This window comes from Cardiobacteriaceae bacterium TAE3-ERU3 (assembly GCA_019218315.1).
GTDB lineage: Bacteria > Pseudomonadota > Gammaproteobacteria > Cardiobacteriales > Cardiobacteriaceae > JAHUUI01.
Genome location: JAHUUI010000004.1, coordinates 107,744 through 119,436 on the forward strand (window position 1 = coordinate 107,744; position 11,693 = coordinate 119,436).

12 protein-coding genes are annotated in these 11,693 nt (G+C 52.2%); 11 read left to right on the forward strand and 1 reads right to left on the reverse strand.

Annotated features, from left to right (window positions below; all coding sequences use genetic code 11):
* Window positions 1-66 precede the first annotated feature (66 nt).
* From KRX19_08975 to mutS, 9 genes are all read left to right on the forward strand, one after another.
* A complete protein-coding gene (locus tag KRX19_08975) occupies window positions 67-1,518 on the forward strand; it encodes a phosphoethanolamine transferase (GenBank protein MBV7435152.1) in 1,452 nt (483 codons plus the stop codon).
* A gap of 11 nt (window positions 1,519-1,529) precedes the next feature.
* Entirely contained in the window at window positions 1,530-2,048 is a 519-nt protein-coding gene (gene moaB / locus KRX19_08980; GenBank protein ID MBV7435153.1) for a molybdenum cofactor biosynthesis protein B, read from the forward strand.
* A gap of 3 nt (window positions 2,049-2,051) precedes the next feature.
* Window positions 2,052-2,636 carry a molybdenum cofactor guanylyltransferase gene (locus KRX19_08985; GenBank protein ID MBV7435154.1) on the forward strand — a complete coding sequence of 195 codons (585 nt, stop codon included), beginning with the start codon at window positions 2,052-2,054 and terminating at the stop codon, window positions 2,634-2,636.
* The gene (moaC, locus tag KRX19_08990; protein MBV7435155.1) at window positions 2,633-3,106 is read left to right on the forward strand and encodes a cyclic pyranopterin monophosphate synthase MoaC; all 474 of its coding nucleotides are present in this window, start codon (window positions 2,633-2,635) and stop codon (window positions 3,104-3,106) included. Before KRX19_08985 ends, moaC begins: the two co-directional genes overlap by 4 nt.
* Entirely contained in the window at window positions 3,093-3,347 is a 255-nt protein-coding gene (locus KRX19_08995) for a MoaD/ThiS family protein (protein MBV7435156.1), read from the forward strand. Before moaC ends, KRX19_08995 begins: the two co-directional genes overlap by 14 nt.
* Before the next feature lie 66 nt (window positions 3,348-3,413).
* Window positions 3,414-3,836: a molybdenum cofactor biosynthesis protein MoaE gene (locus tag KRX19_09000; protein MBV7435157.1), complete on the forward strand. Its 423-nt coding sequence runs from the start codon at window positions 3,414-3,416 to the stop codon at window positions 3,834-3,836.
* The gene (locus tag KRX19_09005) at window positions 3,836-4,864 is read left to right on the forward strand and encodes a HesA/MoeB/ThiF family protein (GenBank protein MBV7435158.1); all 1,029 of its coding nucleotides are present in this window, start codon (window positions 3,836-3,838) and stop codon (window positions 4,862-4,864) included. The genes KRX19_09000 and KRX19_09005 overlap by 1 nt, the downstream gene beginning before the upstream one ends.
* Window positions 4,865-4,985: 121 nt before the next feature.
* Entirely contained in the window at window positions 4,986-5,780 is a 795-nt protein-coding gene (locus tag KRX19_09010) for an inositol monophosphatase (protein MBV7435159.1), read from the forward strand.
* A gap of 14 nt (window positions 5,781-5,794) precedes the next feature.
* Window positions 5,795-8,434, forward strand: a complete 2,640-nt coding sequence (gene mutS, locus KRX19_09015; protein MBV7435160.1) for a DNA mismatch repair protein MutS — start codon at window positions 5,795-5,797, stop codon at window positions 8,432-8,434.
* A 59-nt stretch (window positions 8,435-8,493) separates the two neighbouring features.
* Here the strand turns inward: mutS and cdd are convergent, their stop codons facing one another.
* Window positions 8,494-9,321 carry a cytidine deaminase gene (gene cdd, locus KRX19_09020; GenBank protein ID MBV7435161.1) on the reverse strand — a complete coding sequence of 276 codons (828 nt, stop codon included), beginning with the start codon at window positions 9,319-9,321 and terminating at the stop codon, window positions 8,494-8,496.
* Between the two features lie 183 nt (window positions 9,322-9,504).
* On the opposite strand from cdd, the gene KRX19_09025 reads away from it, so the two are divergent.
* On the forward strand, window positions 9,505-10,800 hold the full coding sequence (locus KRX19_09025) for a NupC/NupG family nucleoside CNT transporter (protein ID MBV7435162.1): 1,296 nt from the start codon (window positions 9,505-9,507) through the stop codon (window positions 10,798-10,800).
* A 140-nt stretch (window positions 10,801-10,940) separates the two neighbouring features.
* A complete protein-coding gene (gene deoC, locus KRX19_09030) occupies window positions 10,941-11,690 on the forward strand; it encodes a deoxyribose-phosphate aldolase (protein ID MBV7435163.1) in 750 nt (249 codons plus the stop codon).
* Window positions 11,691-11,693: the final 3 nt, after the last annotated feature.

The window sequence follows — 11,693 nt, forward strand, 5'->3', positions numbered from 1 at the left end:
AAGAATATTTCCACAATTTTAAAAATGTCTTATAGAAATAAAAACATACTGAATTTAATAATTATTGTGTTACTAACAATCGCAACAACTGCTGCGGTTGATCCAACGCTAACCAAAATTAAATACGCATGGCCACTACTTCCAGCATTGCTACTCGCACGCTATAGCAAATGGATGCTGCGAATAGCGCTAGTTATGCTGCTGATTTTTGCGCTATACAGCCCAATCGCAACTATCTATGGCCGCCCTACACTGGCCATGCTTGCTTCCGCACTGGAAACCACCCCAAATGAAAGTGGGGAATTTCTAAGCAACATCCGCTGGGTCAGTTACCTTATTGGCATTGGCTTCATTATTCTTTCGATCCTTTACTACCGTACGGCGACCCTATTTAAAGCACGTAAAATTGCATACGTACTGATTATTCCTACTTTTCTATACACTTTAATGTCATCATGGCCAGGCACGCTAATACGCGATACTATCCGCCACAGCATTCGCTATACAGAAAACCATCAGCAACTCGTCGCCAGCTTAGCCAAGCAAGATAGCTGGCAAATAAGCACAAATGCAGACCACAACCGCTACCAAAACTATGTTCTGATCATCGGCGAAAGTGCGCGCAAAGATTACTTTTCCCTCTATGGTTACCCACACAAAACCACACCATGGCTTGATCAAAGTAACGGTATCTTTATCGACGGTATGTTAGCCAGTGGCGCCAACACCATCGCTGCGCTTTCCCATACCCTGCAACAGCTTGATGAGCACGGCAATGCCATCCCCGAGAACAACATCATCACCCTTGCCAATAAAGCCGGCTATCAAACCTATTGGCTATCCAATCAAGGACGGCTCGGCAAATACGATACTTCAACCTCATTTGTCGCGATGCGTACCAAAAAAGCCACATTCCTCAATAACGGTACATGGGCTGATACCAATTACGACGACAATTTACTGCTGGATAAATTGGCCAGCACGCTTGACCAGCCAGAGCCAAACAACACCCCACGCCTAATCGTGATGCACACACTTGGCTCGCACCCTATTGCCTGCGAACGCCTACACGGCTTCCCCAACCACTTTGACCTCAACCATGGTCAAGATCTCAACTGCTACCTTGCCAGTATTGAAAAGACTGACGACTTCATTCACCAAACAGCCGACATTCTCGCGCAGCACGGTAGCTATTCTTTAATCTATTTTTCCGACCACGGCCTCTCGATCACACCACAAGCCATCACTCAATCTGATGACATCATTAACAGTTATGAAGTCCCATTAATTCTGATTGATAGTGATGCCCAAGCGCACCGTGTGGTCCAAAAAGCGCTCAGTGGCGCTCACTTTATCGATATCTTTGCAAGTTGGCTTGGCATTGACATAAAAGGTTACACTGAGGAATACGATTTACGTCAGCCGGATAAACTTCCTGAAGATAAAAACATCCAGATCTATCAGCGCGATCATCTTACCGACCCGGCAACATTGCCGCGCGAACCGTTAATGCAATAAGGACACCTAACATGAGCCATGCAGAAAAAACTTTCCATCCACTCAATATTGCCATCCTCACCGTATCCGATACGCGCACGCTTACTGAAGATACATCAGGGCAATATCTTGAAGACAGCATCATCGCAGCAGGCCATCATCTTGCCGAGCGCGCCCTGCTCACCGACTGTAAATACGGCATCCGCGCCAAAGTCAGCGCCTGGATTGCCGCCCCAGAAGTCAACGCCGTCATCATCACCGGCGGCACAGGCTTTTACGGCCGCGATAATACGCCTGAAGCAATCAGCGTATTATTCGACAAAGAAATACAAGGCTTTGGCGAAATTTTCCGTGCAGTCTCACTCGAAGAAATCGGCATGAGCACTCTGCAGTCGCGCGCTGTCGCCGGCATTGCTAACCGTACAGCCATTTTCGCCCTACCCGGCTCAACCGGCGCATGTAAAACAGGCTGGAACAAAGTCCTTAAAGACCAGCTTGACAGCCGCACCCGCCCGTGTAATTTTTACCCACACTTGCAACCACAATCATAAAATATGTCTGAAACCCTCACCATTCTTTGTGGTGGTCAATCTCGCCGTATGGGGCAAGACAAAGCCCTGCTCGAATACAACGGCGAAACTTTGCTTGCGCGCCACATCCGCCTCGCCAAAGCAGAAGGCCTACAAGTACAAGTCGCCAGCGCTGGTACAGATTACGACCTACCCGCCAATGTCATACGCGTACACGATAAATTACCTGACCAAGCTGGCCCACTATCAGCATTGGCTGGTGCATTGACCGCAGCCACACTGACTGGCGCACAAGGCACATGGCTGATGCCAATTGACACACTCGTCACCCCGGCTGAGCTTATCGCTACCCTACGCGACAAACTTCCGGCAAGCAGCGTCATCGCCGTACGCGACGGCAAACCTCAACTGCTATTTGCATGGTATAGCTGCGCGCTGCTTCCGCGCATTGAATCATGGCTCAGCAGTGGCATACGGCAAATGATGCCGCTTGCCGCAGTCAGCGATATCCGCCACGTCGTCATGCCTGACGATTGGGTAGGGCGTGATAACTTCAATACCCCGGAAGACTGGCAAACCGCACAACACATTCAGGAAACCTCATCATGAGCCAATTTTCACACCTCGATGCCGATGGCAACATCAACATGGTCGACGTCGGCGACAAAAGCGTCACTCGTCGTAGCGCTACCGCCAGCGCACAAGTCACCTTCCCACCAGAAGTCTATCAAGCACTGCGCGACGTCAATGGGCAAACAAAAAAAGGCTCCATCACAGATACTGCGCATCTTGCCGGCATCATGGCGGCCAAAAAAACCAGCGAACTGATCCCGCTTTGCCACCAATTACCACTCGATAGCGTCAAACTCGAATTTGACTATCAGGATGCTGATTTTGCCATTGTCATTCGTGCAACTGCGCGCGTCACGCACAAAACTGGCGTCGAAATGGAAGCACTCACTGCTGTTTCTGTTGCTGCACTGACCATCTACGACATGACCAAAGCGATGAGCCACGACATCAGCATCGACCACATCCACCTGCTCAACAAAACCGGAGGCAAAAGTGACTACCACTAATACCGGCTATACCGTCCTCTATTTCGCAGCACTTGCCGAAGCCACTGGAAAATCAGCTGAAACCATCAGCGAAAGCTATCCTGATCTTGCCGCCCTCTATGCTGCCCTACAAAGCAAATACGGCTTTACGCTGGCGCAAAATCAGCTCCGAGTCGCGCGCAACCAAAGCTTTTGCCAGTGGACGGACGCGCCACAAGCAGGCGATGAAATTGCCTTTATCCCGCCTGTCGCCGGCGGTTAGCAATACCCTCAATTTGTGCTACCACCAAAAGCAAGCTATCCGCACACAACGCAACGGAAAATAAAAATGCTCTTTCACATCACCGATCAACCAATCGACACTGCCGCTGCCCGCGCACCACTACGCCTAAACCAAAGCGGCGGTTACGTCAGCTTTGAAGGCTGGGTACGCGATCACCACAACGGCAAAGCCGTCGACAAGCTCATCTATAGCGCCTACCAAGCAATGGCTGAAAAAGAAGGCCAAAAAATCGTGCAAGCCACGCTGGATAAATTCGACATCGACGCTGCCTGTTGCATCCACCGCATTGGCGAGCTGGCAATAGGTGACATGGCGGTATGGGTCGGCGTCAGTGCCGGGCACCGTGGCGTCGCGTTTGACGCCTGCCGCTACATCATCGACACCATCAAGCATGACGTCCCCATCTGGAAGCACGAATACTACCGCGACGGCACAAATGAATGGACGCTTAACCACCATTGCTGCTAATGGCTGAATACGACTTCTCGCGTCAGCTCAAAGTCAGCGGCATGAGCGACGCGGTGCAGAACAAACTCAAAGCCGCGCGCATTCTACTGGTTGGCGCAGGTGGGCTGGGTGCAACCGCACTGCCCTACCTCGCCGCAGCTGGCATTGGCCACATAACTATCGTCGATGACGACCGTATCGAAGCCAGCAATCTGCACCGGCAAATTCCGTTTACTTACGCCGATATTGGCCGCTACAAAGCTGAAGTTGCCGCGGCATTTTGTCGAGCACGCAGCCCATATGGCACGTTTGACACCATCTGCAAGCGCCTTGATGCCATGGAATGGCTTGCAGCCATGCACACACACGATATAGTGCTCGACTGCAGCGATGATCGCCAGCTTGCCTACTTACTCAGCGACGCCGCATTACTCACCGGAAAACCGGTCATTTTTGCCAATGCTGCAGCACTATCTGGTCAGCTGTTCACTATGAACCCCGGCGACAATACGCCATGCTGGCGCTGCCTGTGGCCGGAAGACGTCCAACCCGGTGGCAACTGCAATGCGATTGGTGTACTCGGTCCAGTACCGGCCACGCTTGGCTGCTGGCAGGCACTGACTGCAATCAAGTTACTCGCTGACATGCCGATCGCGCATGATGAAATGCTTTACTATGACTTTGCGACTATGCGCCAACAGGTGCTACGCATTGGCAAACAACCCAACTGTAATCACCACCCAGATGAGTCATCTTTCAGGAAAAAACACATGCACGAATTTATCTATCCACACAGTATCGACCAAGGCAAAGCCGACGGCATGACCATTATCGACATTCGCCGCCCCGAAGAATGGGCTGCACGCACCCTGCCGCAAGCAGACATGCAGGTAGAAATGACCGACCTGCTCAACAACCCCGATGCGCATATCGAAGCGGGCAAGCAATACCTGCTCGTCTGTGCAGCTGGTGCGCGTACCCAACACACTGCGGCAATCCTCACTCAGCAGGGCTACGACAACGTCTTTGCCTTTCCTTCCGCGTGGTAAACGGCTTTTTTCTCCACGCAAAGCCAAAGCACCATAAATACAGTGACGCATTTTTAGCCCAACAGTTTCCCTTCTGTTAAAATGCCGCGCTAACTAAACCCAAGGAATTGACATGCATCCGATGCTCACCATTGCCAAGCGCGCCGCCGAAGAAGCAGGCCGCGTCATCCAACAAGGCTACCGCCAACTCGATCAAATTCAGGCGCAGGAAAAATCCCCCGGCGACTTCGTCAGCATCGTCGACCAACGCGCTGAGCAAGTCATCAAATCCGTCCTGCTCGACAAATTCCCAAGCCACAGTATTCTTGGCGAAGAAAGCGGCGAAACCAATGCCGAGCGCAACGACGGGCAATACCAATGGGTCATTGATCCTCTTGATGGCACCAATAACTTCTTACACGGCATCGCACAATTTGCCGTATCTATCGCATTGCTCAAAAATGGCAAACTCGAAGCCGGTATCGTTTATAACCCCGTCACAGATGAAACCTTTACCGCAGCCAAAGGCCAAGGCGCTCAGCTCAACGGGCGTAAAATCCGCGCAGGCGGGCAAAAAGAGCCATCACGTGCCATTATCGGCACCGGTTTCCCATTCAAAAGCCCTGAATTAATGCCAACACAGAAAGCCTGTGTCTCAAGCGTCCTCGATACCTTCCCGGATATCCGCCGCCTCGGCTCAGCCGCACTCGATATCTGCTTTGTTGCCTGTGGCCGCCTCGATGGCTTCTACGAAATGGATCTGCAGCCGTGGGATATGGCCGCCGGCATCCTGATTGCCCAAGAAGCAGGCGTCATTGTGACCGACTTTAACGACAAGCAAAACATGCTCGAAAACGGTCAAGTTGCCTGTGGCAACCCACACATGCACAAAGCATTGCTCACCGCCCTACGCCCTGCATTACAGCAATCAATCTAACAACCTAATCGCCTATGAGTAACAGCACCAAACTGAACGTCGCGGACCATACCCCGATGATGCAGCAATATCTGCACATCAAAAAGGACTACCCCGACATCCTGGTGCTCTACCGCATGGGCGATTTCTACGAATTATTTTTTGACGACGCCCACTGCGCCGGCAAACTGCTCGGCATCAGTGTCACCACCCGCGGCAAATCAGCCGGTGAACCCATACCGATGGCGGGCGTCCCCGTCCATGCTCTGGAAAACTACGTCGCCAAGCTGATCAAGCAAGGCCAATCAGCAGTCATCTGCGAACAAATCGGCGACCCAGCGACCAGTAAAGGGCCGGTCGAGCGCGCGGTAACGCGCATCATCACGCCCGGCACCGTCACCGACGACGGCCTGCTCGATGAACACTCAGACAACATCCTGCTCTGCCTCGCACCGCTGAAAAACGACCACTACGTCGCCGCCTACGCCGACATCAGCAGTGCACGCTTTATCCTCAGCGAAGCACTCACTCTAGACGACTTACGCGCACTCATCGAACGCCTGCGCCCAGCCGAAATTCTCATGCCGGAATCGTGTCGCCTGCCCAATTTCCCGCAGCAAAAGCGCCCTCGCCGCCAGCCCGACTGGTACTTTGACCGCGACAGCGCCACGCAACTCCTGCAAGAGCACTTTCAGGTCAATCATCTCGACGGCTTTGGCATTGATGCTGATGACCCAGCTATCAGCGTCGCTGGCTGCCTGCTGCAATACCTGCACGACACCCATCGCCAAACCTTACCGCCTCTGAGCGCACCGAAAAAAGAAACCCGCAACAACAATCTCATTCTCGATGCTGCCACACGGCGCAACCTTGAACTCGAATACACCCTGAGTGGCGACCACAAGCACAGCCTCACCGGCATCATCAACCTCTGCCAAAGCCCAGCAGGCAGCCGCAACCTGCGCCGCTGGATTAACCTGCCGCTCACTGACCACGACCACATCAATACCCGCCTCGATGCCGTTGCCGCACTGATTGATGCTGATGAACGCACTACGCTGCGCGACCAACTGCGCCACATCGCCGACATCGAACGCATCACCACGCGTATTGCCATGGGTAGCGCCCGCCCGCGCGAACTTGCACAACTGCGCGACACACTGGCCCTTCTGCCCGCACTCGCTGAAACGCTCGCGCCTGCGGCCAAACACAGTGCCCAACTTGAAGCGTACCTGCCCGCATTTGGCGCATTTACCGAACTCGCCGCCCACCTCGACAAAGCCCTTGTTGAAACCCCACCACTGCTACTCAAGGATGGGGGTATTTTCGCTGACGGCTATCACGCCAAACTCGACGAACTCAACCACCTTGAGCGCGACAGCAATGCCATCCTCACTGAGATGGAAGCCAAAGAACGCGAAACCAGCGGTGTCAGTAACCTTAAAATGGGCTACAACCGCGTGCACGGCTTTTACATCGAAATCTCACGCCGCGACAGCGAACAAGCACCCACACATTGGATACGCCGCCAAACCCTGAAAAGCAGCGAACGCTACATCACCGATGAACTCAAGCAACTCGAAGACCGCATCTTGAGCGCACGCGACGACGCACTAGCGCTCGAAAAAACACTCTACGACGAACTGCTCGGCCGCATCGACAGCCAGCGCGACGACCTCTACCACTGCGCTACTGCTCTCGCTGAAACCGACACCCTCGCCGGTTTTGCCGAACTCGCGGTCACGCGCCATTACTGCCGCCCACAATTCAGCAACAGTGCCCGCTTCGATATCAAGGCCGGACGCCACCCTGTCGTCGAAGCCAGCCTCGACGCCCCCTTTATCGCCAACGACCTTAATCTTTCCAAAAAGCGCCGCTTACTGATCATCACCGGCCCGAACATGGGCGGTAAATCCACTTATATGCGGCAAAATGCCTTGATTGCCATTCTCGCTCATGCCGGTAGTTACGTCCCTGCTGACAGCGCCCACATTGGTAAACTCACACGCATATTCACCCGCATCGGCGCCAGCGACGATCTCGCAGGCGGGCGCTCAACCTTCATGGTTGAAATGACCGAAACCGCAAACATACTCAACAATGCCGACCAACACAGCCTTGTCATCATGGATGAAGTCGGCCGTGGCACCAGTACCTACGACGGCCTATCACTGGCATGGGCAACCGCCGAACGCCTTAACCGCGACAACCAAGCCCTAACCCTGTTTGCTACCCACTACTTCGAGTTAACCGCGCTTACTGATAACCATAAGACCGTACACAACATCCACCTCGATGCGGTTGAGCACAAGGACAACATCGTCTTTATGCATCAAGTGCAAGACGGTGCGGCAAGCCGCAGCTACGGCCTGCAAGTTGCCAAACTTGCCGGCGTCCCCACCGACGTCATCCATGCTGCTACTCAAAAAATGCGTCAACTTGAAGCAGTGCGCGATCATGGTCCGGCAAAAATGGCACAAACCGCCCTCATCCCTGACTTACAACCAGAACCAACGTCCAATAAGCCAGCAGCCAAGCCTTCAGCACCCGAGGTTGACCCTGCGACCATTGAACTGATCAATACCATCCGCAACACCGATCCAGACGAACTCACGCCCAAAGCCGCCCACGAGCTAATCTATCAGTGGCGTAAACAGCTACGGCATTCAAACTAGGAAGTTATTTATAAACACCTACTAACAAACAGTTAATAGGTGTTTAATCAAATAGCCCTCTAACCCGGCAGGACAGGTATCACCCTCAATTTAGGTACATTCAGACTTTGCCACAAGGCATTGGCATGCACCGCTTGGCCATGGCCGGGAACACGAGCCATTGCTGCATCAACGATGCTATCAGTATCCAATCCGCGTAGATGCAATAAATTCAGTGCCGCTTGTAGTGGCGGTAGGCTCGGGTTATAAGCGGCATTTTCAGCGTAACGGCCAGTGATGATGCTTTTGTCTTTGAGTAATAACGCAACCCCGGCATATGCGCCACTATAAGGTGCGTGACTGTACTGTGCGGCATCAATGGCCGCTTGCATCAAATCATCTTCGACCGCTATGGTGGCCTTGAGCTCAACTCGCGATTGATCAAGCAGGCGTTCACTCATACCCAAGTGCGCAGGGCCAAAGTCATGTGGCAAGATGCCATGCAATGGTAAATTCTGTTCCTCAGGCAAATGAATGCGTATTTGATCACTGTCACGCAATTCGTTCATGAACTGTCGACAATGCCCACACGGTGGATAATTGACGATCACATGGCGGATTTCCCTTGCCCCGCGCGACCATGCATGCGCTATCGCACTCTGCTCGGCATGCACAGTTTGCCCCATCGCGGCGCCAGCATATTCCTGATTGACGCCAGCATAGGCATTGCCTTCATCATCAATCACGATAGCACCAACCTGAAATTGCGACACAGGTACAACGGCAAGCTGCTTGATTTCATCAAGCAGGCTTAATGCATATTTGATCTGCGCAGTTAGGTCTTCTCCCCACGTTTTCACGATGGCTGACGACCAAAAAACACCACCATTTGCGAGCTGTTTTTCCATGCTCATATCCACTACCTCATTGCTAAATATATGGGTAATTATAAGCCTTTACTACCAATACAAAAGGTGCATATCGCATCTGCAAAAATGAGCAAGCTAATGCAGCATTATAAGTTGTTTACTATATTGCCTATATGTCATACACTGCGTGCTTTCTGCACTTCAACAAGGTACTTCTCCAACATGAGCATCGCTATTAGCTTTCTCGGTATGGCAACACTGATCCTTCTTGCCATCATCGTCTCCAATAACCGCCGTGCAATCAATATCCGTACGGTTTCACTGGCTTTTTTACTGCAATTCGCCATCGGCGCATTGGTGCTGTTTGTCCCAATCGGTCAACAGGCGCTGAATAAGGCATCAGAAGGTGTCGCATGGGTCATCGGCTTTGGTAATCAGGGTATTGAATTCCTGTTTGGCGGCTTGATTAGCGACAAAATGTTTGAAGTATTTGGCGGTGGTGGATTCATCTTTGCTCTGCGCGTACTGCCAATGATCATCTTTTTCTCGTCATTGATCGCTGTACTTTACTACCTCGGCATCATGCAGTGGATCATTCGTATTCTTGGTGGTGGCCTGCATAAACTACTCGGCACATCACGTGCTGAATCCATGTCTGCTGCAGCTAATATCTTTGTCGGCCAGACTGAAGCACCACTGGTGGTTAAGCCGTTTATCGCGCGCATGACTCAGTCCGAGCTGTTCGCCGTCATGAGCTGTGGTCTTGCTTCGGTTGCCGGTTCAGTACTCGCAGGTTATGCCGCGATGGGCGTTCCCCTGCCTTACCTGCTTGCAGCATCATTTATGTCTGCACCGGGCGGCTTGTTATTCGCCAAGCTGATCGTACCGGAAACAGAAAAGCCGGAAAGTAACGAACACATGGTCGATACGTTCACCGCTGAAGATGAAGATGCGCCTACAAACGTCATCGACGCTGCAGCAACTGGTGCAACTACCGGTATGCACATCGCCATGAACGTCGGCGCAATGTTGCTCGCCTTCATCGCGATCATTGCCCTGTTCAACGGTATCATTGGCGGAATCGGCGGCTTGTTTGGCGCTGACAACCTGACCCTTGAGCAAATCCTCGGCTGGATCTTCGCACCTTTGGCGTGGCTGATCGGCGCAACCGGTAATGAAGCACAGCTGGCTGGCTCGTTCATCGGCCAGAAGTTGGTCGTCAATGAATTTGTTGCCTACAGCTCATTCATGGAATACCTCAAAGATCCTGCGACTGCTGCGGCATTGAGTCCAAAAACACAAGCGATTATCTCTTTTGCGCTGTGTGGTTTCGCAAACTTCAGTTCAATCGCAATTCTGGTCGGCGGCCTGACCATTATGGCGCCAAATCGCCGTAAGGATGTCGCACGCTTTGGTATCCGCGCACTGATTGCCGGTACATTATCTAACCTGATGAGTGCGACCATTGCTGGTTTATTCATCGGTCTCGCTGGTACAGCAGCATTAAACCTCGTTTAATATCCAGCTACTGACAGCAAGCGCCGTGCCCATTGGGTATGGCGCTTTTTTTATACCCATCGACACTCGCCAAACCAAGGCAGCCATGGTGTAGAATAGTCGTTTGAGATATTGTTTAAAGCAAAGGAACAAGAGCTATCATGAGCACATTTAACGCCCAACAAATCGTAGCGTTGATTGATCTTACGTCACTCAACGAAACAGACACCCCGGCTGACATCCACAAGCTGTGCAGCAAAGCTAGCAATAGCGCGGGAACCGTCGCCGCAGTGTGCGTCTACCCACACCTGATTAAAGCTGCTCGCGAAGGCCTCGAAAAAGCAAATATCAGTGGCGTTGCCATCGCCACTGTGGTCAATTTTCCTCACGGCCGTGATTCGGTTGAAAAAACCGTCCACGAGACGCGCAAAGCCATTGAACACGGTGCAGATGAAATCGACGTCGTTCTGCCTTATGAGGCAATGATGAAGGGTGATGAACAGCATGCCAGCGAGTTGCTCACCGCCGTCTGCCAAGAAGCGCACGCGCATAAGCGACTGGTCAAAGTCATTCTCGAAACAGGCGCATTGGAAACAGAAGAAAATATTATCCGCGCCTGTGAACTCTCTATTGAAGCAGGTACTGACTTCCTCAAAACGTCAACTGGCAAAATCAAGGTTGGTGCAACACCCGAAGCCGTTGACTTGATGATTGAATCCATTAATGCCGAACACGTCACCCGTGAAGTTGGCATCAAAATTTCCGGCGGCGTACGCACTCAGGCAGATGCACAAAACTATCTCGAACTGATTGAGTCGCGCATGAGCGATAGCTGGATTAACCCGCAGCATGTGCGTATCGGTGCATCATCGCTACTTGATGAGCTGCTGCAAAATAACCAAATCGGTTAAGGA

What these genes read in the sequence shown, in the direction of transcription:
- KRX19_09005 (MBV7435158.1), top strand. Translation starts at nt 3,836, where the DNA reads ATGGCTGAATACGACTTCTCGCGTCAGCTCAAAGTCAGCGGCATGAGC.
- deoC (MBV7435163.1), top strand. Translation starts at nt 10,941, where the DNA reads ATGAGCACATTTAACGCCCAACAAATCGTAGCGTTGATTGATCTTACG.
- KRX19_08985 (MBV7435154.1), top strand. Translation starts at nt 2,052, where the DNA reads ATGTCTGAAACCCTCACCATTCTTTGTGGTGGTCAATCTCGCCGTATG.
- KRX19_09000 (MBV7435157.1), top strand. Translation starts at nt 3,414, where the DNA reads ATGCTCTTTCACATCACCGATCAACCAATCGACACTGCCGCTGCCCGC.
- moaB (MBV7435153.1), top strand. Translation starts at nt 1,530, where the DNA reads ATGAGCCATGCAGAAAAAACTTTCCATCCACTCAATATTGCCATCCTC.
- moaC (MBV7435155.1), top strand. Translation starts at nt 2,633, where the DNA reads ATGAGCCAATTTTCACACCTCGATGCCGATGGCAACATCAACATGGTC.
- KRX19_09025 (MBV7435162.1), top strand. Translation starts at nt 9,505, where the DNA reads ATGAGCATCGCTATTAGCTTTCTCGGTATGGCAACACTGATCCTTCTT.
- mutS (MBV7435160.1), top strand. Translation starts at nt 5,795, where the DNA reads ATGAGTAACAGCACCAAACTGAACGTCGCGGACCATACCCCGATGATG.
- KRX19_09010 (MBV7435159.1), top strand. Translation starts at nt 4,986, where the DNA reads ATGCTCACCATTGCCAAGCGCGCCGCCGAAGAAGCAGGCCGCGTCATC.
- cdd (MBV7435161.1), bottom strand. Translation starts at nt 9,321, where the DNA reads ATGGAAAAACAGCTCGCAAATGGTGGTGTTTTTTGGTCGTCAGCCATC.